The sequence below is a fragment of the Anatilimnocola aquadivae genome, assembly GCF_049819085.1.
Lineage (GTDB): Bacteria > Planctomycetota > Planctomycetia > Pirellulales > Pirellulaceae > Anatilimnocola.
Genome location: NZ_CP187419.1, coordinates 795,099 through 815,343 on the forward strand (window position 1 = coordinate 795,099; position 20,245 = coordinate 815,343).

The 20,245-nt window shown below is 59.2% G+C and carries 21 protein-coding genes; 8 read left to right on the top strand and 13 right to left on the bottom strand.

The annotated features are described in order from the left end of the window. The 4 genes from NA78x_RS03080 to NA78x_RS03095 form a co-directional block, all read right to left on the bottom strand. Complete coding sequence (locus NA78x_RS03080; RefSeq protein WP_425616951.1) at positions 1-987, bottom strand: DUF1559 domain-containing protein; 987 nt, start codon at positions 985-987, stop codon at positions 1-3. 168 nt (positions 988-1,155) lie between these two features. Continuing rightward, positions 1,156-2,181: an ABC transporter ATP-binding protein gene (locus NA78x_RS03085; protein WP_425616952.1), complete on the bottom strand. Its 1,026-nt coding sequence runs from the start codon at positions 2,179-2,181 to the stop codon at positions 1,156-1,158. Continuing rightward, positions 2,178-3,230 (bottom strand): ABC transporter ATP-binding protein, encoded by a 1,053-nt coding sequence (locus NA78x_RS03090; RefSeq protein ID WP_425616953.1) that lies wholly within the window; start codon positions 3,228-3,230, stop codon positions 2,178-2,180. Before NA78x_RS03090 ends, NA78x_RS03085 begins: the two co-directional genes overlap by 4 nt. Before the next feature lie 498 nt (positions 3,231-3,728). Further along, a complete protein-coding gene (locus NA78x_RS03095) occupies positions 3,729-4,271 on the bottom strand; it encodes a DUF4416 family protein (RefSeq protein WP_425616954.1) in 543 nt (180 codons plus the stop codon). A 134-nt stretch (positions 4,272-4,405) separates the two neighbouring features. Between NA78x_RS03095 and NA78x_RS03100 the strand changes: the two genes are divergently transcribed. Together NA78x_RS03100 and acpS are read left to right on the top strand one after the other, a co-directional pair. Continuing rightward, positions 4,406-4,756, top strand: coding sequence for a co-chaperone GroES (locus NA78x_RS03100; protein WP_425616955.1), 351 nt, complete (start codon positions 4,406-4,408; stop codon positions 4,754-4,756). A 69-nt stretch (positions 4,757-4,825) separates the two neighbouring features. Further along, positions 4,826-5,239, top strand: coding sequence for a holo-ACP synthase (gene acpS, locus NA78x_RS03105; protein ID WP_425616956.1), 414 nt, complete (start codon positions 4,826-4,828; stop codon positions 5,237-5,239). Between the two features lie 6 nt (positions 5,240-5,245). On the opposite strand, the gene NA78x_RS03110 is transcribed toward acpS, so the two are convergent. Together NA78x_RS03110 and NA78x_RS03115 are read right to left on the bottom strand one after the other, a co-directional pair. Then, positions 5,246-6,445, bottom strand: coding sequence for a hypothetical protein (locus tag NA78x_RS03110; RefSeq protein ID WP_425616957.1), 1,200 nt, complete (start codon positions 6,443-6,445; stop codon positions 5,246-5,248). Between the two features lie 296 nt (positions 6,446-6,741). Then, on the bottom strand, positions 6,742-6,990 hold the full coding sequence (locus tag NA78x_RS03115; RefSeq protein WP_425616958.1) for an RNA-binding S4 domain-containing protein: 249 nt from the start codon (positions 6,988-6,990) through the stop codon (positions 6,742-6,744). Positions 6,991-7,209: 219 nt separating this feature from the next. Here NA78x_RS03115 and NA78x_RS03120 point away from each other — a divergent pair, with 219 nt between their 5' ends. Beyond that, entirely contained in the window at positions 7,210-7,998 is a 789-nt protein-coding gene (locus NA78x_RS03120) for a class I SAM-dependent methyltransferase (RefSeq protein WP_425616959.1), read from the top strand. A gap of 50 nt (positions 7,999-8,048) precedes the next feature. On the opposite strand, the gene NA78x_RS03125 is transcribed toward NA78x_RS03120, so the two are convergent. From NA78x_RS03125 to fae, 5 genes are all read right to left on the bottom strand, one after another. After that, the gene (locus NA78x_RS03125; RefSeq protein ID WP_425616960.1) at positions 8,049-9,044 is read right to left on the bottom strand and encodes a hypothetical protein; all 996 of its coding nucleotides are present in this window, start codon (positions 9,042-9,044) and stop codon (positions 8,049-8,051) included. 42 nt (positions 9,045-9,086) lie between these two features. Then, positions 9,087-9,998, bottom strand: coding sequence for a DUF1559 domain-containing protein (locus tag NA78x_RS03130; protein ID WP_425616961.1), 912 nt, complete (start codon positions 9,996-9,998; stop codon positions 9,087-9,089). Positions 9,999-10,002: 4 nt separating this feature from the next. Beyond that, on the bottom strand, positions 10,003-10,449 hold the full coding sequence (locus tag NA78x_RS03135; RefSeq protein ID WP_425616962.1) for a hypothetical protein: 447 nt from the start codon (positions 10,447-10,449) through the stop codon (positions 10,003-10,005). A gap of 83 nt (positions 10,450-10,532) precedes the next feature. Next, positions 10,533-11,405, bottom strand: a complete 873-nt coding sequence (locus NA78x_RS03140; RefSeq protein ID WP_425616963.1) for an NAD(P)-dependent methylenetetrahydromethanopterin dehydrogenase — start codon at positions 11,403-11,405, stop codon at positions 10,533-10,535. A gap of 106 nt (positions 11,406-11,511) precedes the next feature. After that, a complete protein-coding gene (gene fae / locus NA78x_RS03145; RefSeq protein WP_425616964.1) occupies positions 11,512-12,009 on the bottom strand; it encodes a formaldehyde-activating enzyme in 498 nt (165 codons plus the stop codon). Positions 12,010-12,291: 282 nt separating this feature from the next. Between fae and NA78x_RS03150 the strand changes: the two genes are divergently transcribed. The 3 genes from NA78x_RS03150 (at position 12,292) to NA78x_RS03160 (ending at position 15,226) form a co-directional block, all read left to right on the top strand. Then, entirely contained in the window at positions 12,292-12,807 is a 516-nt protein-coding gene (locus NA78x_RS03150; RefSeq protein WP_425616965.1) for a hypothetical protein, read from the top strand. 190 nt (positions 12,808-12,997) lie between these two features. Beyond that, on the top strand, positions 12,998-14,020 hold the full coding sequence (locus NA78x_RS03155; protein ID WP_425616966.1) for a DUF1559 domain-containing protein: 1,023 nt from the start codon (positions 12,998-13,000) through the stop codon (positions 14,018-14,020). A 186-nt stretch (positions 14,021-14,206) separates the two neighbouring features. After that, positions 14,207-15,226, top strand: coding sequence for a DUF1559 domain-containing protein (locus NA78x_RS03160; protein ID WP_425616967.1), 1,020 nt, complete (start codon positions 14,207-14,209; stop codon positions 15,224-15,226). A 9-nt stretch (positions 15,227-15,235) separates the two neighbouring features. Here the strand turns inward: NA78x_RS03160 and NA78x_RS03165 are convergent, their stop codons facing one another. Both NA78x_RS03165 and NA78x_RS03170 read right to left on the bottom strand, forming a co-directional pair. Further along, positions 15,236-16,525 carry a PQQ-binding-like beta-propeller repeat protein gene (locus tag NA78x_RS03165; protein WP_425616968.1) on the bottom strand — a complete coding sequence of 430 codons (1,290 nt, stop codon included), beginning with the start codon at positions 16,523-16,525 and terminating at the stop codon, positions 15,236-15,238. A gap of 107 nt (positions 16,526-16,632) precedes the next feature. Further along, positions 16,633-17,796: a serine hydrolase gene (locus tag NA78x_RS03170; protein ID WP_425616969.1), complete on the bottom strand. Its 1,164-nt coding sequence runs from the start codon at positions 17,794-17,796 to the stop codon at positions 16,633-16,635. Positions 17,797-18,002: 206 nt separating this feature from the next. On the opposite strand from NA78x_RS03170, the gene NA78x_RS03175 reads away from it, so the two are divergent. Both NA78x_RS03175 and NA78x_RS03180 read left to right on the top strand, forming a co-directional pair. Then, a complete protein-coding gene (locus NA78x_RS03175) occupies positions 18,003-19,667 on the top strand; it encodes a HEAT repeat domain-containing protein (RefSeq protein ID WP_425616970.1) in 1,665 nt (554 codons plus the stop codon). Between the two features lie 2 nt (positions 19,668-19,669). After that, positions 19,670-20,089, top strand: a complete 420-nt coding sequence (locus tag NA78x_RS03180) for a hypothetical protein (protein ID WP_425616971.1) — start codon at positions 19,670-19,672, stop codon at positions 20,087-20,089. Positions 20,090-20,245 lie beyond the last annotated feature (156 nt).

Consider the following 20,245-nt stretch of genomic DNA (forward strand, 5'->3'; position numbering starts at 1 on the left):
TCAAAAATCCTGAAGCACTTCACCGCTCGCGCGGCTCGAAAGTCCGGCCCACGTAGGCTGGTGAATGAACTGAGAAATGAACCGCACACTCCCATCGCCGAGCGCGACGTTGCAGCCGGTAGGATGCTCGGCGTACATCTGGCAGACGTGACAGAGCGGACTGTTCGGCGGGTGAATCGGAGCAAAGCCAGTGACGGGATCGAGCTCACCGGACGCTGGCCCGCTATGTACATTCACCAGGGTTGTGGCAAAGTCACAGGCGGTGATTGGGAACTTGTCGGGGCGATTCGCACAGACCGACGCGCCGGGAATCACGCCCACCCAAGTCTTGCTACTCAGCAGGCTACTATGCTCGCCCAGGAACACCGTGTTCGAGAGCCCATCGGTGACGTCGGCCGCTCGCGTCGGCGAGTTGCGATACAGGGGCCCATCGGCCACCGAAGTCCAATCTTCGAGCGTGAAGCCCCAGGGCTCTTCCATCCCCGCATTAGCGACAAAATCGGCGCGACCAAATTTTGCGAGCACCGAGCCCGAACTGTTATTCACATCGAACGGGCCAGGATTGCCCGAAGATGAAGGGCAGTAAAAGACCTTGAGAGTCGTTTGAGCCGTCGCAGCATTCACGGTGCTCCAGCATGGTTGCTTGAAGTCGAACTTGTCGTACACAGGTTGCTGTTCGATGAACGGCAGCAGCAGCGCTCCCCAGGCGAAGCCCGAAGGGCCGTCGAAGGTCTCTGGATCACGCGACGGATGCTTGGTGTTGGCAATGTACGACGGCGGAAAGCAGTTGTGAGTGGAGTGATAGTTCTGCAGGCCGAGCGCCAACTGCCGCAGGTTGTTGCTGCACTGGGCTCGCCGCCCCGCCTCGCGCGCCTGCTGCACCGCTGGCAATAGTAACGCCACCAGCATGCCGATGATGGCGATTACGACGAGCAACTCCACCAGCGTGAAGGCTCGGTTTCGCCGCCCTTTGATTCTGTCGGCCATAAACTACCTTTCTGCTGGCGAGAAAATAAGTTTGATTGATCAAAATAATTAAGTTTTGCCATTCGAAATACTGGGCGACACGCTGTCAAGGCCCACGGATCAAAATTGCGCAACTGATTTCACAACAATCAGTTGCAAAGAAAACGAAAGCTAAAGCCGTACCGGCAGCTAGACTTCCGGCGGCGCTTTATGGCAAGCAACCAGATGCTGGCGACCTTCCAGCAGCGGCACTTTCTCGCGACAGAACTGCTCGGCGATCGGGCAGCGGTCGGCAAAGGGGCAGCCCGGGTAAACACGGTCCGCTGAAGGGACTTCCCCCTTCAAAATCGTCCGCTGTCGCTGCCGTTGCAGCACAGGATCGGGAATAGGAGCGGCCGACAGAAGCGCCTGGGTGTAAGGATGCCGAGGGTTGGCATGCAGCGCGTCGGCGCTGGCCAATTCGACGATCCGGCCCAGGTACATCACGCCGATGCGATGCGAGATATGCCGCACGACGGAAAGGTCGTGCGAGATAAACAGATAGGCCAGTCCCAATTGCCGCTGCAAATCCATCAGCAGGTTGATGACCTGTGCCTGAATCGAAACATCAAGCGCCGAAACGGGCTCATCGCACACAATCAACTTCGGCTGCACCGCCAAAGCGCGGGCGATGCCAATCCGCTGTCGCTGGCCTCCGGAGAACTCGTGCGGATAACGATTGAGGAACCGTGGGTTGAGCCCCACCAGGTCCATCAGCCGCATCGCTTCCAGCTTGCGGTTGTTGCCGTACAAGCCGAAGATTTCCATCGGCTCTTGAATGATGCTGCCGACCGTCATGCGCGGATTGAGCGAAGCAAACGGATCTTGAAAGATCATCTGCACATGGCGGCGATGCGGCAGCATCTGTCGCGGCGTGAGTCCATCGATTCGCTCTCCGCCGAGCCAAATCTCTCCGCTGGTTGGCTTTTGCAAATGAATGACGGCTCGCGCGGTCGTCGTCTTACCACAGCCCGATTCGCCGACGAGGCCCAGTGTTTCGCCTTCGCGAATCGTAAAGCTCACACCATCCACGGCCCGCAGCCAACCGGGCTCGCCAAACAACCAGCCACCCTTCCGCTTGGGAAAGTGAACCTTCAGGTCCTTCACTTCGAGCAAAGGCTTGTCGGTCAGTTTTTGCTGGCGACGGCCAACTTCGGGTGCGGCAGTGGCCGTCATCGGTGGGCTCCTGCTGCGCGGGCCTGCTCGGTGGGCGATTCAAGTTTGGTCAGATCGGCAAAGCAGGCTTTGAGGCCACCATGAATCGCAGGTTCCAGCGGCGGTTCTTCCTGCGAGCACCTGGGCAAGCGAAAACTGCAGCGAGGATGAAAAGCACAGCCCGTGGGAGGATGCAGCATGTCTGGCGGTTGACCATCGATGGCCGACAGTTGATCCTGCCGAATCGCGTCCCAGCGCGGAATCGACTTCAGCAGGCCCAGCGTGTACGGATGTTGCGGCTTGGCGAACAGTTCGAAGACGCCCGCTTGCTCGACAATCTTGCCGGCGTACATCACCAGCACGCGATGGCACACGCTGGCAATCACCCCCAGTGCATGTGTGATGAGAATCACGGCCGTCCCATGCTTCTGCTGCAATTCGGCGATCAGTTCCAGCATCTGCGCTTGAATGGTGACATCCAGGGCCGTCGTCGGCTCGTCAGCAATCAAAATCTCCGGCTGGCAAGCGAGTGCCATGGCGATCATTACCCGCTGCCGCATACCGCCAGAAAACTGGTGCGGAAAGTCATCAATGCGTTCGGCCGCGGCGGGAATGCCCACCCGCTCAAGCATGTCGATGGCATGCTTCCGAGCCTGGGCCGGCGAATGCTTGAGATGCAGCTGCGTGACCTCAGTCAATTGTTCGGCGACCGACAGAAACGGATTAAGCGCCGTCATCGGATCCTGAAAGATCATCGCGATTCGCTTGCCGCGAATCGTCGACAGCTCGCGGGTGCCGAGTTTAAGCAGGTCTTGCCCGTCAAACAGGGCTCGTCCCTTCTCGATCACACCCGGAGGCTTCGGAATCAGTCCCAAGAGCGCGAGATTCGTCACGCTCTTGCCCGAACCCGATTCGCCAACGATTCCCAGGGTTTCGCCGGGATGCAGATCGAACGAGACGCCATTGACAGCCCGAATCGAACCATCGTCGGTGCGAAACGACACGTGCAAATCATCGACGGAAAGCAGTGGCCTGGTAAGAATTGGCTTAGTCCCGGAAGTTGTCAGCATGCAGGAACTATACGGCCCTGCTGCGCTCGGAGCAACTGCGGAACTCAGCAAACCTGGAAGTCGAACCATCCCTCGTTCTCAGTTTCATTCTCAGACACTCTAGCCTGCGGGCTCCCTGTCGAATCACACCTAAACGTCCAACAACCGGCGAAGTTGTTGGACAGGCTCTCATTTCGAAATCTTGCGGAAAGTTCTTTCGACAGCACCACTTCCGACTCGCGGTCAACTTTTGCCACTCATCCTTCTTGTCCAACAACCGGGCTCATTCTTGGACAGGCTCTTGAAGCGTATCCGGCTCTCGTCTCGCGAGCGATGCAGCGATGCAGCGCAACCGCGCACTCAATAGAGCCTGCGTCTCTGCCACCAAAAGGTGAGAGTACATCCCGACATTAGCTCACAGTGACGATCTTTTGTCAATCACATAGTTCGCATTTTTTGAACAACAGTAAAATAGTCGAGGTGCTGGTGCCGCAATCTCGCAGGCGAAGGAAGGGCGGCTCAAGCCGGTTGCCGGTACCTCCCCCGCAGATAGTCTCGGCAGCAGGTGAAAAAAGCGTGATAGTCGGCTCGTTGATAGTCGGGGTAGGTCCAGGGGCGAGCTTGCCAGTTGCCGCGGGCAAAGTGGAGCGTCACTTCGGCAAAGATGCCCTGCGAGAGATAGATCCGGTGATCTCGGTCCTTGGTCGAGGCGAGGACCAGCTTGGCTTCGGTCAGATACCCCGGGTCGATATTGAGCGGGCGAGCTTCGGCATGATGACCCAGCGCGCGGTACTCTTCTTCCCAGCGATTGGCCTGGAGTTTCAACTCCGGCAAGGCCCCCGGATCGATGAGCGTTTCACTGGCCAGAAACATCTTCTGCAGGTCCGCCCCCATCGATGCTTCATAGTAAGCCGTCTCGCGATGTTCGAAGCAGGAGCTTTCCAGCACGATCGGCCCCCACGCCGCAGCGAATCGCTCGCGTGCCCAAGCGAGGGCTGCCTGATGCCGGCTGAAGGCCGCGGCAATCATCAGTACGGGTCGTTGCCCAATCACATCGCCCATCCTGCGTTCCCCTCCAAAAGTCTTTCCAATGTCTCCCGCCCCTCGACTCCCTTCCCGCGTCTAGGTAAGGTTGAGTGGTCGCGGCAAGGTGTTCGCGAAGTTTCTTTCCTGCTGTCTTATTGTTAGCGGCTGCAATGGTTAAAGCCAAGTCTCGCGGATTGGAATACGTCGAACCGATTGGGGCGCGCGTGCTCGTGCGCAAGGACGAACCCAAACGACAAACCAAGGGTGGCATCGCGCTGCCCGATCAGTCCGAGATCCCTACCATCACCGGACGGATCGTCGCTATCTCGGCTCAAGTCGAGAAGGATGAAGACGTTCCCCTGCGGCAGTACGACAAGATTCTCTTTCACCCGAAGAACGCGATTCCGGTCGACTTCGAATCGGACAATCAGCTGTTTGTGATCCCGGTCGAGGACGTAGTTGCCGTCTTTCGCCGCGAACAAAAAGACTCCCCCACCAAAGACAACGGCGACGACGAGTGACCTCCGGACCTCCGACTCCTGACCTCCGCCGTCCCAACCTTAAACCTGAAACCTTAAACTTCCCGCCCCATGAACGTCGTTGGCATTGGTACCGACATCATCGAATGCCTGCGGATTGCGCAGATGATCGAGCGCCACGGCGAACTGTTCTTGAACCGTGTCTACACGCCGCACGAGATTGAATACTGCTCGGCTCGCAAGGCTTCGACACAGCACTACGCCGGCCGGTTCGCCGCGAAAGAGGCCATTCTGAAGGCGCTCGGCACGGGCTGGACGCGCGGCATCGCCTGGGGCGATATGGAAATCCGTAACGACTTCGGCGGCAAGCCCCGCGTGTTGCTTGGTGGCGGGGCTCGAGAAGTTTGTGCTCAGCAGGGGATCGCGCAGATCCTGATCAGCATCAGTCACTGCCGCACCCATGCCACAGCCTATGCCCTGGCACTCGGCACGGGCGACAGCGGCGTGATGGGTCTGCGCGATTAGCGATTCTTAACGCAGCGAACCATTCGTAGAGTTGTAGTTGGCTGCCAGCGATTGGCGCGGCACTTCGACCGGAATGGGCTGAGCGTCGAAGTTAATGCCGGCGAGCTTCTTGGGAATGACGCCCAGTTGCGACATGCCGGGAATCGCTTGATGTTCCGCCGAGTATTCCTTCATGATGCGATGCACGCCCGGGTCAATTTCGGTCTTGCCGTCGGCCCGCTCTTCGCCCACCGAATCAAACGAGCCAATGGTCACGATGCTTTCCGAGGTATCGTGAAACTCGTAGGCTTCGATACCTTTCTCGCGCAGGGCTGCACACAATTTGTTGGCGTTCAGGGCCGCGATATCGATCTTCGAATCACCCTGGCGTTGACTGGTCAGCTGCTCGAACTCTTTCGGCTTCATCGTGTCGACGCCGCGGAAGGTCGCAACCTTGACGGAGTACTTTTTCGGGTTCCGCAGCAAGCTGTGCGGAATGTTCTTGTTCAAATCGACGATGAAGGGATCCAGCCCCTTGGCCACAAAGTACTCGTCGGGCAACAAGGGATTGCGGGTGACGAAGGCTTTCGCCATCGGGCCTTTCAGTTTGCGGGCATCGCCGCTTTTGTAGAGCGACTGGTAGTATTCGCGGATACGATCGAGGGGCTGGCTCAAACCCGACGAAGCCTGTTTGCCAGGCTGTTGCGTCTTCTGGGTCAGCATGGCGGGCTTCAGTACCTTGATCTGCGCCAAAGTCTTTTCGAGGGCCGGATCGTTCACCGATTCAAAGTTGCCGACCATCACCGCGAACTCGTCAAACTCCACCGCTCGCCGCGGCTTCATCTTTTTCTGTCCGCCGAATTTGTTGAAGCCCAGCCCGACTTCGGTCTGGGTGTAATCGAAATGCTGGCGAAAAACGTAAGCCTGCATCCCGTGCTTGCGACGCAGTTCACGGGCAAATGCGTGAGCCTGTTCTTCGCCCGTCAGTTGCTCCGCCGGTGGATCGTCGAAGCCTTCACCTTGGGTCGCGCTTCCCACAAACGTGGTGCAGAGGATTAGCCAAGGGCCATGCTTCTCGGTCAGCGAGTAATCCACTTCGGCAGCCACCGTGCGCACGGGAGCGGCTTTCCGCTGAAAGGGAATCAGCTGTGCCCAGGGAGGCGCAGCGGTGGCGGAAGTCGCAAGTGTCAGGACGCAAGCGAGGGTGAACAGAACGTGCGCGCGCATCGGCAATCCAGGCTGGTGCATCGAGCGAACCTCCGCTGATGAGAACCGCAAAGCGAATAGACGAGCCACAGACACGAAGTCTCTGCGGCTGAGAAGCGGCGGGACTTTAGCAGGAGCAACGATTTTCTGCCAAGACGAGTTTCCTTGCAGAAAAGTGCTGCCTTCTGCACTCCCCACCGTAGTCATCTTGCTCCGCAAGATGGTCCCTCCCACCGTAGGCATCTTGCGGAGCAAGATGCTCTGTCATCTCGGCGGAGCGAGATGACTACCTACTCGTCACCGGTAGAGCGAGATGACTACGAAGCAGGGACGACCAATTTTCGGCCCGCGACTTCCACCACGTCGCCGCTGGCGAGTTTCTTACGGCGGCGAGTTTCCACCTCGCCATTCAGCTTCACTTCACCGTTTTGAATCATCACCTTGGCATGACCACCGGTATCGGCGACGCCGCTCCGCTTCAGGAAATGATCGAGGCGCAGCATATCGGCAGCAGATGATTCGTCCGCAGTTGATTTTGTAGCAACAGGTTCGGCAGGTTCAGTCACCGACAGACTCCTCGGGGGATGGCGCAAGCTTCGGGGCGAACGCGGCACAACGAATCACGGGCTGCGGCGGATACTTCGCGTAACGCCCATCGGCCTGCGATTGCCGACAAAGATAAAACACCGAGCCGCGGCCGGAAATGACCTCTTGGCAACGCGTACAGGCTTGACACAAACTGATGATCACGAGAGTTCACTTTACGCAGCGAAATTTCACCGACGATGCCCGAACCCATTGTAGCCGACGTACACGAACTGGCAGCGCGAGCCATACCCGGCGGCTGGACCTGGCGAACGATCGAGCAAAGCGGACAGTCGTGGTCGTTGCTGCTCCCCGCCGATCAAAATGCCTTCTTGCAGGCCGATGCGCTGGCCGACAAATGGCCCGATCCTTACTGGACGCAAATCTGGCCCGCCGCGCAGTCGATGGCGGCCCTCGTACTGGCCCGCAACTGGCCGCCGCAGACACAAGTGCTCGAACTGGGCTGTGGCACCGGTCTCGTCGGTTTGGCTGCACTGGCGAAAGGTTGCCGCGTGACCTTCAGCGACTATGTGCCGCTGGCGGTGGAACTCGCTTGTGCGAATGCGCGGCACAATGGCTACCAGCACGTTCGCGGCGAAGTGCTCGACTGGCGAGATCCCGGCCGCGAACCTCAGTACCCAATTATCTTGGCCGCTGATGTTGTCTACGACGAGGAACTGCATCAGCCTTTGCTCGACACACTCGCCGCGAGACTTCTGCCCGCTGGCTTCGCCTGGCTGGCGGAACCAGGACGCAGCGCAACCGGCAAGGCTTTTTTGGATCGAGCCTCGGCTGCCGGCTGGCAGGTCAAGTTCGCCGACGAGCAAGGAGCACCCTGCGAAGGACTGGCCCCGGGGCAGTTCCGGCGGCTGAAGTTGTGGCGTCAGGAAACCTACTTGTCCAACAATCGACCCCCACTATCGGGTTGCTATTGCTCACAATCCCCAGAGTTGCGCTATCTGCTCTTCAAAAATCGCCCCGATTGTTGAACACCCCCCTTTGGCGGTTTCGCGAAATGCGAGCGGGAACCGAGGGAAAATCACTGCGGTGCTTGGACCACTTCGAAGGCCGAGCCTTTGACTTTGCGCAGTTCGTCGTGCAGCACAGGAATGCGTTCATCGGGGGCACAGCTCAGCGCCCACTCGATGCCGTTGTCGGCCACGAGCATGCCGTGCTTCTTCAGCCCCTTCAGAATCGCTTGCACCGTCGGGCTGAACTTCGAGATGTCGTAGTCGGCTTTGAGTCGCAGGCGCTCGCCCATGCGGGGCAGGTTGGGATCAGTCTTGTTGCTGGCATAGTGCGTGGCGGGAGCAACATAGGCCCGGCGTGAATTGCGAACCGTCACTCGCATGGCATGATTCACCATGCCAGCTTGCAGTTCGTCGTAGCGAATGATCGCCGGAAAAATTGGTAAGCCCGCGGCATCGGAACTGGTCCAGCCATCAGGGCGCAGGTCGTTCGTTTTCAGATTGAAGGTCGCTTCACAGGCCGCTTGCCAGCCGCCGTCGACCTTCTTCATTTGATAGAACTCGTACAGCATCATCTTGACCGGGTCGACGACAATCGCGTGCCGGTCGCCACCTTGGCCGACCTTGTCTCGCTGCACATCTTCGAGCGTCAGCTTCTTCAGGTCGTCTTCACGTTGGAAGTGAGCCGGCCAACCTTCGATGGGGACGTTGTCGGGAATCGGAAACGGCCCTTGGTCAGACTCGTCTGGGTAGTCGACGATTTTTAGTTCCACGCGAGGCTGATCGGCCGGCACCAAGATGTAGGCCATGTCGGGATTGTAGCGCAGCGGCTTGTCGTTGCCGATCGAGGCCACAATGGCTGCACTGTTCTTAGCGACAGGCCAGGCAGAGACATCTGCATTCCACGGATTGTCCTTGGGCAGAATCTGCAGATTGGAGACAATCGCGTCGGCTTCCTTGGTGTCGAACATCACCGGCCTGGTAAGCGCCGGTGACTGAGCCAAGGCGATCGCGGGGCAGAGACTCACAGCAACAACGACGAACATCAGCCAGCGATGGTGCGACATGTGAGCCAGGCTCCGGGTGAACGAGAGTACGGGCCAGTTGCGTTAGTTTACGTTGCCGTCATCGCGTTCGATCACGTTACGAAAGGCTTGTAGGTCCATGCCGTAGGTTAGCGTACGAACCGAACCATCGGCATACGAGAATTGGCAACCGGCTGGATGCTGCGAACCGAATTCGCGCGACGAGCTGATTGTCGTGCTCCGGTAGTCGGGCGCGAAGATCGCGTAGCCCCAGCGAACCGTGTCCCAGTCGTAGCCGTCGATCCAGCCGTTGTTTTCGTCGGCCATCGTGGGATCATTGCGGCGGGCGATATTGCATTGGCGTTCGCCCACGATGATGGTGTTCGAGAGACCATCGGTAATCATCGCCAGGCGAATCGGGGGTTCGGGCGGAGTGGCAAGCGTCCGCACGACGGCCCCATTCAAGCCGCCCAAGGGGCTCGCAAAGTTGCCATCGGTTCCAGCACTGCAGGCATAATCGATTTGGCCGCGCGGGCCGGCTGTGATGCCGCTTTGGCTCCCTTGAATGACGGTCGGGGGACGCCGCGTCGGGCAGAACAACAGTTTGATCGTGGCCTTGGCCACATCGGTGTCGGAGGCTAGTTCCCAGATGTTTCGCTGTTCGATGTAGGGAGCCATCTGATAGGCCCAGCCCCATGCCTGATTGGGAGCGACGGCGGGAACTCCGTTGACCATGGTGCGCGGCGAATTCCAGTCCTTGCCGGCGTCGGGCAGAATCAGGTGCGTGTCGGCATGATTCTGAAAGGCAAGGCCCATCTGCTTGAGATGATTCGCGCATTGGGTGCGGCGCGCCGATTCGCGGGCGGCTTGTACGGCCGGCAGCAGAAGCGCCACCAGCACGCCAATGATGGCAATCACCACCAGCAATTCAACCAACGTGAAGGCGCGGTTGCGGCGAGGGAGGGAAGTACAGGACGGATGAAGCGAGTGAGTCATGAGGTTAGGGCATTGGCGAAGAGAGAGGAACTTGCTTTTGAAAGGTAGCTTCGTCCATCGTTTCGATGGTCATAGCTGTCAGCACGCGTCGCACGCCGCGCTTGCCTTGTTGCTCGTAAGCGACGACGGGCGTCCCTTTGGCAAAGTTGCGTGTGTCGGTGCCATACCGAATGACGTAGGGCAAGCCATCGTTGGGCGAGACCAGATCGACGGCAGCGATGTTATCGCCGAGAAAAGGCTGCAACTCGGTAAAGTCCTTGGGAGGACGCCCCAACTTGTTGTAGGCCAGCTCGTAGCCCGACTGAACTTTGTAAAGCAACTCGACTTCGGGAGTGGCAGCGATTTCTTGCACGCCCGAGCTACAGCCAACCAGGCTGAGAACTACGAGGGCAGCCACAAGACTCGTCGCCAACCAGTGGCGGCGAGAGAGAAAACAAAGTTTGGCGGGCATGGAGGGGGATTGGGAGAGAGCTTTGCAGGAGGGAGGGCGGCGGACTGATTCTAGTTGCCGGCAGGGGTCGCATGATAGCGAGATTAGGCCGAGTTTTCTAACTCTTGTCCGATTTGTAGGACTTCCTCGGCATCGAGAATGAGGCTATTGGCGGTGAACAGTTTTTGGATCGCTGCGCGGTGGATCTTCATTTTGGTACCACCGACGCCAAGAGCCCCGTAGCAGATCTGTGCGCCTCGTTCTTTGGCTTTATCTCCCTGTTCGATGCCGGCGATGCCCACGGGCGGCACGGCGTTGAGATCGATGGTCACCTTCAGCGCACTGGCCGCGCGAACCTCGGCGGAGAGCAGTTCGATACCGGCCGCTCCGGCGGCAATCACCAACTGCGAGCCCTCGAGCGAACGTCCGGTCTCCAGAGAGGTTGCCGTTTGCAGCGCCGAGACTTTGGCAGCAGGCAACAGCTCGCGCAGTTGCTGGCAGGCGTGCTCTGCCCGTTCGACCGAGCGCGAGCCGAGCTTGACGGTGGCACCCAAACCGGCGAGCAAGCGCGCGACGCGCTGACCGACGGGCCCCGTCGCGGCAAGAACGGTGGCGGTTGTTTCCGCCAGATTCAAATGCCGGGAAGCAGCGATGACCGCGGCAGCGGCAGTGGTGTTCGCGCCGTTGGCATCGAGCAGCACCGAGACCCGCAGCGGGCCAAAGAAGCATTTTTTGACGAGCCTGAGAAGCTCTTCGCCTTGCGCGACATTGCTGCCGCCGATAAAGATGGCCGTCTGATGCAGGTCTTGAGGGCCGCGGGTAAACATCGCCCCGTGGACCAAGTCTCGCAGTTGCGCGGGCTCGACGGAGCCATATTGCAGCAAGTGATCGATGCCGGAATCGACGGCGACGACGGCGTCAAAGACGCTGGCGTGAGCGTCGCTATCGAACTGAATGAGAATTTTAGGTTTGGACATAAAAATGGGAGGGCGAGGCTCCTGCCGAGCCGGCGTTGGGTGCGCGGTTGCGGCTCGGCAGGAGCCTCGCCCTCCCGAAATTCAACAGACGGTTCGTCGATTCCACTTAGAAACCGCGGAAAGGGTGGGCAGCCTTTTCCTTGCCGGCCAGCATTTCGTCGACGGTGGGCTTGCCGCCCATGGCGTTTTCGATGGCCAGCTTGGTGGCATCGTAGTTGTACTGATAGATCTTCTTGTCGTCGTTGGCAGCAGGGTGAATGAACACGCCGCAGACGATGACGAGATCTTCAGCCTTGCCCTTCGGAATGGTGCCCGCTTCGACGGCGTCGGCCACAGCCTTGGCGACGGCAGCTTGCGCTGGGCCGAACATCTGCACGGCTTGCTTCATGCCCTTGATGGTGACCTTGGTGATCATCACGGTGGCAGGCTTGACGGCGAGGTTGGGGGTGAGGACGGCGAGCAGGTTGTTGTGACCGCTGCTTTGGGTTGCCAAGGCATTGGCGAACGCGTTGCCAACAGGGCCATCCTTGCTGCCGATGAGCAAATCGATGTGAGCGATTTCGTTACCTTCTCCCGACAGACCTTCGCCAATGAACATCGACATGAAAACTTCTCCCTGATGCTGCAAAATACCGAGCGGCAAAAAGCCACCCGCAAATGCGTGGTTTAGAATGTGCGTGTGCCCGCAGAACCGCAGAAATTACCAAACCACCCGCTATTTGCAACCACCCGCAACGCTACGTGGGTAGGTACCGCCGGCAAGAAATGCCTTGTCTTAGGGCTAGACAGGAGCTTACGATTTGGTAAGGATTGGAATAGCAACGGACGATATTGTTTTTCTAGTACACACCTCTCCCACAGCGCAAACCTTGAATAGGGGTAATGCATGAGAGAGCGGTCTTTCTTCATGTCGGCGATGGGCTCGATTCAGCCACGCATCTTCGCCTGGGATCTGCGGGCGGCGACGTCTTTAGCCTTACCCTTGGCCATTTGTCTGTGCTTTTCTGGCTGCGGAGGCAGCGGCCCCAGTACGTTGCCTGTCACCGGTGTCGTGACCCTCGATGGTCAGCCCTGTGAAGGTGCCCTGGTTTCGTTCGTTCCCCAGGAAACAACCGGCGGCAACGGCGGGACGGGCCTGACGGACTCCACCGGCAAGTACGTCACCAAGTTGCAAGACGGTAAAACGCCCGGACTATTGCCGGGAAAATACAAGGTGATGATCAGTAAGTTTGTGCGACCCGATGGCAGCCTGTTTGTCGCCACGGGCGATGAGGCTCCGATCGATTCGAACGCTCGCGAACTGTTGCCGCCCCGCTACAGCGATTACCAATACACCACATTGCAGGCCCAGATTGATGCGGCCGCAACGCCCCACAACTTCGACCTCAAGTCAAAAAAATAGAAATCTCGACGCAACCCTCACTCAATGTCGAGATGGATCGGATCATCAGCACACTCCCCCTTCGTCGCTGATGGTTCCTGACTCGAAATTGGCTGTGGACTGCGCAGAGATGTGCACGGCAACGGACGCGGTATTTTTCGTTTTATTACTTATTCCTCTCCATTAGCAATCCTTGAAAAGGAGTCTGCGCATGGTCAGGAATTGGTCCGTTCCGGTGGTCTGCTCGCAGCGGCGCTGCGGCCGTCTGCAAACAGGTTTTACTCTCGTCGAACTGCTCGTGGTGATTGCCATCATCGGCGTGTTGGTCGCCCTGTTGTTGCCGGCCGTTCAGGCAGCGCGCGAGGCGGCTCGCCGCTCGCAGTGCACCAACAACGTCAAGCAACTGGTGTTGGCACTACACAACTATCACGACACGCACCTGGTGTTCGTGCCCGGCGGGCTCAGCTATGGCTGGTGTACGACCCCAGCCACTCCTCCACCAAAGGTTCTGAACCTGAATGGCATGTTGTTGCTGCTGCCGTTCGTGGAGCAAACTCCGCTGTACAGCAAGTACAACATGAGTGCGAGCGCCGCGAACATCACCGTCGGCAATTCGACTCCCGCGACCAACACCAATCTGGCTGGCGATGCAATTGCCGCCGGCAACGCCGACGTTGTCTCGCAGAAGTTAAAGATCTTTAGTTGCCCCAGCGACAACGGCGACCCTTGGCTGGCCGTCGGTGGCTTCTACGGCATTGCCTCCAGCGGCACAACTCTCAAAGGCTCCAAGTCGAACTACGATTTCTCGGCTGGCCAAAGCTATGCCTGCGATAACTGGATGACCAACATCTCGTCTCCTGCGCGGCGGATGTTCGGCGAGAACAGCAACTGCCGTATGGCCGACGTGGTCGATGGCACCAGCAACACGGCCGCCATCGCCGAGACCACGTACAACGTCTACAACGGTCGCTGTGCGGCTTGGGGTTATCGCGGCTGGGTGATGACCGGTGCCAACATCGGTTCGACGCGCGGCATCAACAACTGGACCTACAGCACGCAGATCCCCAGGATCGGCCGCCTCGGTAGCTGGGGTGAAGCCGGCAGCTTGCATCCCGGTGGTTGCATGGTGGGCAAGGCCGATGGCTCGGTGATCTTTCTGATGGAGAACACCGACCTGACCACGCGCGAACGCTTTGCAGCTATGGGTGACGGCGAAGTCGCCAACATACCGTAGCGCAGAGTGGCTGATTCGCTGCAAGAGAGTTGTAGGCACTCCCTGCCAAAGCTGGGCAGGGAGTTCGCCGTGAAAGACTGGACAACGCATCAGCCGTCGACGATGATACCGTCCGGAACGGGCGCGGAGGTTGTGCAAAAGTTACGACTGACTCTTTCCATTGCATTCCTGAGAAAGGAGCTGCATGTGGCTGGGTTGCGTGTTCGTTGGGAAAATCGTCGCCAGGGTTTTACTCTGGTCGAACTTCTGGTCGTGATTGCAATCATCGGAGTGCTGGTGGCGCTCCTCTTGCCCGCCGTGCAGGCTGCTCGCGAAGCGGCCCGACGTGCGAGTTGCACCAACAACGTCAAGCAGGTCTTGATCGGCTTGCACAACTATCACGATACGCACCAGCGCTTTCCACCGGGCGGTATCGGCTATGGTTGGTGCCGCTACCCAGGCTCTCCCGGCGATTGGGGCGCGAAGAGCGTCCACAATCTGAATGGCCTGCTGCTCTTGTTGCCCTACCTTGAGCAGTCGCCGTTGCATGCCAAGTACAACATGAGCGCCAGTGCCGCCAACATCACGGTCGGCAACGATGGTTGCTGCGGACCGACCGCCATGGTCGGTGCTTTGGCTGGCGATGTCGTCGCCAGTGGCAACGCGGCCGTCGTCTCGCAGCGGGTCAAGGTTTTCAATTGCCCCAGCGACAACGGTGACCCTTGGCTGGCGGCTGGCAATTACTACGGAATCTCAACCAACACTGCTTTCAAAGGTGCCAAGACCAACTACGACTTTTGCGCCATCAAGAATTACGACTGCGACTATTGGAACCGAACGGCGAGCACCAACACGCGGCGGATGTTTGGTGAGAACAGCAACTCCCGCATCGCCGACGTGACGGACGGCACCAGTTCGACGACGGCCATCGTGGAATCCACCTTGGACGTCTACAACGGCCGCTGCAGTGCCTGGGGATATCGAGGCTGGGTGATGACCGGCAACGATATTGGCAGCGATCGTGGCGTGAACAACTGGACCTACACGACCATCGTGCCGAAGATCGGCCGCCTCGGTAGCTGGGGTGATCCCGGCAGCTTGCATCCTGGCGGTTGCATGATTGGCATGGCCGATGGAGCGGTCCGCTTCATCAGTCAATCCACCGACCTCCTCACTCGTCAGCGAATGGCAATGATGGCCGATGGCGAGCCAGTCAATCTGCCGTGACGCAGACGGCTATTTGCTGCCGAGGCAAAACAGGTGCTTCTCGCCCCGGATGAAGATCTGGCCGTGGGCGATGGCCGGTGACGAATAGCATCGCTCTCCGAGTGGATTCTCGGCGACAACGTCAAGCTTTTCGCCCGGGCGAACAACCTTTGTCAGGCCATCGTCGGCGACGAGATAGCCCAGGCCGTTGGCCGTCACCAGTGAATTGCTGAAGTGATTGCCGAGTCGTTCCTGCCACAAGCGATCGCCGGTGGCAGCGACAAAGCAGTTCGCGGTCCCCCGATCATCGGCCACCAGCAAGTGATCGCCCACGACGACCGGCGAGGGAACATAGCACTTGGCATTGGTCGCGTGCCAGGCAATGTGTGTATCGGTGACATCGCCGCGGCCATCGGGCTTGATGCCCATCACGTGATACGTCGGAAAGCCAGCGGCCATGAACAGGAGCTTGCCGTCGTAGACCATCGACGCGACGAACTGTTCCGTCGGGCCTTCGATTTTCCAATTCTCGCTGCCATCGCGCGGATTCAAGCTGATGATGTGCTTGCTTCCCGAAAAGATCATCTGCGTGCGGCCGTCAATTTCGCGAATGATGGGCGTGACATAGCTGCGAATGCCATTGGCCCGCGGAACCTTCCAAACCACTTCGCCCGTGTCGTGATGCAGAGCGACCATATACGACTTGCCATCGTGATCGCCGTTCACAATCACGCGATCTTCGAACAGCACCGGACTGGAGCAATAGCCGTGCGCGCTGATGAAGTCACCGGGGCGGACGAGCCACTTTTGGTTACCAGCGAAATCGTAAGCAGCGACCACCATCTTGCCCGGCGTGATCGGTCGCGGAGCGCCGACATTCGGGGCGGGCACGGTGCTGCCATCCACTTCGAGAAACGACACAAAGACCAGCTTGCCGTCAGTCGCCGGAGTGCTGGAAGCAAAGCTGTTCAGCGAGTGCTTGGTCTCGAGCGGGCCGGTGAAAACAGTCTTCTGCCAGAGCGTTTTTCCCGTCACGCGATCAAGGCATTGCAGTACGCGCTCTTTCGAGGCATCGAGGCAGGCCGTTAGAAAGATGCGATCGTCCCATACGATGGGCGAGGCATGTCCGCTTCCCTCGACGGGAACTTTCCAAGCCAGATTCGTGCCTGTCGTGGCGTCCCACTTCACCGGCAACGAGGTCTCCGAACTGGTGCCGTCGCCGCGGGGGCCGCGCCAGCAGGGCCAGTTCTCTCCCGCGACTACCCAACTGCACGAGCCCACTAACAGCAACGAGCAGAGCGCTGGCAACCAATTTCGCATGATCGAACTCCGACAGAGTCTTCAAGTGGAGGGAGGGAACCAACGGCGGGAATCAAAGCGGGTTCCGCTCATCATAGCCCGCGAAAAACCAGCCTGCGACTGTTTACCTATTTGGCTGCTTGAAAGTCACTTTCGGAAAGTCCCAGCTTCTTCCAAGCTTCCAAATCGAGTTCGCCGGTCTCTGGCTGCTTCGTCGCATTTTGCCACTGGACCACTGCCGCTCGCGTTTGCATTCCGAAATCACCGTCAACGGTCAGCTGTTGATCGGCGGCTCCCTTAGCGGCTAGTTCTTTGTTCAGAGCTTGCTGCAGTTTCTCGACTCGCACGCCTTGAGCGCCAAGCTTTAGCACGAGCGACTTGCGTTGGGCGGCTGGTTTCCAGTCGGGTTCGAAGTGATCGAAGACCACGCGGCCAATCTTCGAAGCGATGACCTCTCCGGCATTGGTAGGGAGCCAACTTCGATCTTGGTTCTCGTTCGTGAGGACACAGACGGCGACATTGCCGCTGGGGAGTTCGAGCACTCCAGCAACCGTCCGAACCGCGTTCACCGAGCCTGTTTTTTGCTGGACGCGAATCTCGCTGGGCAAATCGCGCGAGAGCCGCTTGCCTTCGCATTCGGCCAGGTGCTTCTGCATGGCCTTGGTGTTTTCGGGCGAAGCCAGTTTGCCCGCATCGAGCATTTCGAGGAGCTGGACCATTTCATTCGCGGTAGTGCTGCCGAGGCCAAACTGTTTGCTGCGTTCAGGCGCAATGGTGGTCGTCCCTTTGAACACTTTGCTGTGCAACTTGGTGTGCGGAAGCTCGAACTGCTCCATCGCTGCTGTGGTGGCTGGTAAGCCAATCTGATCGACGACGAGATTCGTCGCGGTGTTGTCCGAGTACACAATCATGAGGTGAATCGCGTCGACGAGCGGCAACGTCATGCCTGCCGAAAAGTGCTGCGTGAGAATGCCACTGCCGGGCACCTTGTCTTCTGGCCTGAGCGTGATCATTTTCTGCAGATCGACCTTGCCGGCTTCTGCTTGGCGATAGGCCTCGACCATCACGGGCAACTTGATCAAGCTCGCGGTGGGCATTGGCTCGTCGGCGTTGTGCGCGAAGGTTTCGCCGGTCTTCAAGTGCTTCACGGCGACCGCGACTTTGCCTTCGTGAGCTTTAATCAGCGGCAGCAACTTGTCGGCCAGCTTCTCGGCGGCCGAGGCTGGCAGCGTTGCCAGCAGAATGAGCAGGTAACAGGCCCCGTGAATCAACCGAACTCGTGCATCCCTCATCGCTGACCTCCCAGACTTTTGCCGAACGAGCGCTTTGCCACCACGACCGACTGATTGTAACGACTGCAGCGATTCTTTGGCTGATTTCTCTGCTTTGGCCAGAGTAGCGGCCTGGCGCGAGCGGGCAGCGGGAAACATCCCGCGACGTAGACTTGCGCGGCGTCGATGGCAGACTCAACACGATTACGGGGTAATAGGTATCGGGGATGGCGGGCATCGCTTCCACTTTGCAGTACCTGGGCGAGACCGAGAACGAAGCAGCCGTTCCCGTGTTGCTCGCCGCGCTGCGCGCGCCCCAGCGGCAACTGCAAGAGCGGAGCTTGCGTACGCTGTTGCACCGCACGAGTGCCGTCGCCGAGATGGATGTGCTGACGCATTGGCACGAGATGTCGGAGCGGATGCAACTGCTCGTCGCCGAGAAGCCGGGCTGGTTGTCTGGGGCGATCCATCAGGCACTGACGAGTTCGACCGAGCAACTGGTGCGCAACGCCTGCGAAGCAGCACTCACGATGCGCGACTTCGACCAGATTCCCGCGTTGGCAACGGCCGCCATTAACTTGAAAAACAGCCACCATCGCCGCGCCGCCGATGTCGCCCTGTTGCTGGCCGAAATGCTCTTCGACGAGTTGCACGCCCCGCGAGATTATCGCGTTCGGCGAGATCCGCAGCTGCAACGGGCGAACATCATGCCCAGTTTGGAGCGCACGGCCGAGTCGGTAGACCGCCACCTGAAGGTGCAGTTGATCGAAGCTCTGCTGTTGCTTTCCGAACGCGACACGGCGACCGTCAAGCGAGTCTTGCAAAGCCCCCGTGATCCGGCGTATCCCTTTTTCGCCAGCGTGCTCGAACGCAGTTCCCGCCCCGGTGTCATTCGCCTGCTGCTCAGCTATCTCGACGATCCGCATGCGCCGCGTGGAGCGCTCGAGATTCTCGCTCGCCGCCGCGACCTGCAGTTCATTCGACATTTGCTGCGAAAGATTGGCAATCAGCCCCCGCCCGTGGTGCGCGGCAACTTGCGCCGCATCGACGACTTGCCTTGGCTGGCCGATAGTGGTGCCGTGTTCGCTGCCCTGTCCGAGACCGAGCAACCTGCTGCAATTCAACTGGTGACCGAAGCGAACTTGCCCAACTCACAAGCGCTGCAAATGCTCTCGCTGGCCCTGCAGGATGGATGTGCAGCCGGACGACGCATGGCCGCTGCAGGCCTGGCCAAGTTCACTGGCAACGAGGCCGACGAGATCGCCTGGCAAGCACTCGACGACGAAGATCCTCTCGTCCGCGCCCAAGCGGTCGCACGCATGGGAACGAGTGCCACCCCAACCGCGATTCCACGACTGCTCGAAATGCTCGACAGTCCGCATCAGACCGAGCGAGAGGCTGCCGCTCAATGTCTGCACGATTACAACTTCGAGCGCTACCTGCAAGCTTTCGATACCATGGTGCCCGAAGCTCGTCTGGCAACTGGCTGGCTCGTCATGAAGGTCGACAATACCGCCATCGGGCAATTGACGCGCGAACTGCAAGCTCCCGTGCGAGCCCGGCGGACGCGTGCCCTGCAAATCACCGTCACACTGCAATTGGTGCCGGAACTGTTCGACGCCATCAAATTGCTACTGAATGACGAAGACCACTACACGCGACTCGATGCGGTACGCACGCTGGCCAGTTGTGACCTGGTGGAGTCGCAACAGGCCTTGAAGCGAATGCTGCTCGACCATTCGCCACTCGTTGCCCAGGCAGCGGAAGAAGCTCTGTCACGGTTCGCCGAGCAGTCCTCCCAGCCTGCGGAGTCGCTGAAGAAAAGCCGACGGCCCAAAACGGCGGACTCGCCGTTTGAGACCGCTGGCTCCACTGCAGACGAAGGAGCATAACCATGTGGCTACTCGCCGAGCAGATCATTGCGACCCCCGTGCCGACCTCGCCACCCGATCCGGGCGTGATTCATCATCCGGTGGTCTTGGCCTGGATCGTGGCCACGATGCTGGTCTCGACCATCGTCACCTGGCTCGTCTTCCGCTGGCGAAACGCTCGGCTCAAACGCCGGCACAATTCGCCACGCCAGCTGCTTCGCGGACTATGCAAGTTGCACCATCTCAGCTGGTTCGATCGGCAACTGATCGCCGCTTCTGCCCGCAAGCACAAGATCAGCGACCCGGCTCGCTTCTTTCTCGAAGCCAGCCTGTGGCAAGATCTACTGAGCGCTGAACGCTCGGCCCCTAAGCGAGCTCAGCTCGAGAAGTTGCAGAGCAAGCTGCTGGACGCACCGCCGACGAGCCCGGTCTCGCCCGCTTGACCCCACGGATCGCCGGCCGTTATCCTCAGCCCTGAGATTGTTCTCAACTCTTTTGCGTCACGCCAGCGACGATTCTGCCAGCCCCAGTACGTGGAGAGAGCGCTCGACTTCGTTTCTTCGCCGGGCTCACTCTGGCTCGGCATCGTTGGGAGGCTG

Bases quoted from the DNA above. Each gene is read 5' to 3' on its own strand.
- NA78x_RS03080 (WP_425616951.1), bottom strand. From the start codon at position 987: ATGGCCGACAGAATCAAAGGGCGGCGAAACCGAGCCTTCACGCTGGTG.
- NA78x_RS03085 (WP_425616952.1), bottom strand. From the start codon at position 2,181: ATGACGGCCACTGCCGCACCCGAAGTTGGCCGTCGCCAGCAAAAACTG.
- NA78x_RS03090 (WP_425616953.1), bottom strand. From the start codon at position 3,230: ATGCTGACAACTTCCGGGACTAAGCCAATTCTTACCAGGCCACTGCTT.
- NA78x_RS03095 (WP_425616954.1), bottom strand. From the start codon at position 4,271: ATGGGCGATGTGATTGGGCAACGACCCGTACTGATGATTGCCGCGGCC.
- NA78x_RS03100 (WP_425616955.1), top strand. From the start codon at position 4,406: ATGGTTAAAGCCAAGTCTCGCGGATTGGAATACGTCGAACCGATTGGG.
- acpS (WP_425616956.1), top strand. From the start codon at position 4,826: ATGAACGTCGTTGGCATTGGTACCGACATCATCGAATGCCTGCGGATT.
- NA78x_RS03110 (WP_425616957.1), bottom strand. From the start codon at position 6,445: ATGCGCGCGCACGTTCTGTTCACCCTCGCTTGCGTCCTGACACTTGCG.
- NA78x_RS03120 (WP_425616959.1), top strand. From the start codon at position 7,210: ATGCCCGAACCCATTGTAGCCGACGTACACGAACTGGCAGCGCGAGCC.
- NA78x_RS03125 (WP_425616960.1), bottom strand. From the start codon at position 9,044: ATGTCGCACCATCGCTGGCTGATGTTCGTCGTTGTTGCTGTGAGTCTC.
- NA78x_RS03130 (WP_425616961.1), bottom strand. From the start codon at position 9,998: ATGACTCACTCGCTTCATCCGTCCTGTACTTCCCTCCCTCGCCGCAAC.
- NA78x_RS03135 (WP_425616962.1), bottom strand. From the start codon at position 10,449: ATGCCCGCCAAACTTTGTTTTCTCTCTCGCCGCCACTGGTTGGCGACG.
- NA78x_RS03140 (WP_425616963.1), bottom strand. From the start codon at position 11,405: ATGTCCAAACCTAAAATTCTCATTCAGTTCGATAGCGACGCTCACGCC.
- fae (WP_425616964.1), bottom strand. From the start codon at position 12,009: ATGTCGATGTTCATTGGCGAAGGTCTGTCGGGAGAAGGTAACGAAATC.
- NA78x_RS03150 (WP_425616965.1), top strand. From the start codon at position 12,292: ATGAGAGAGCGGTCTTTCTTCATGTCGGCGATGGGCTCGATTCAGCCA.
- NA78x_RS03155 (WP_425616966.1), top strand. From the start codon at position 12,998: ATGGTCAGGAATTGGTCCGTTCCGGTGGTCTGCTCGCAGCGGCGCTGC.
- NA78x_RS03165 (WP_425616968.1), bottom strand. From the start codon at position 16,525: ATGCGAAATTGGTTGCCAGCGCTCTGCTCGTTGCTGTTAGTGGGCTCG.
- NA78x_RS03170 (WP_425616969.1), bottom strand. From the start codon at position 17,796: ATGAGGGATGCACGAGTTCGGTTGATTCACGGGGCCTGTTACCTGCTC.
- NA78x_RS03175 (WP_425616970.1), top strand. From the start codon at position 18,003: ATGGCGGGCATCGCTTCCACTTTGCAGTACCTGGGCGAGACCGAGAAC.
- NA78x_RS03180 (WP_425616971.1), top strand. From the start codon at position 19,670: ATGTGGCTACTCGCCGAGCAGATCATTGCGACCCCCGTGCCGACCTCG.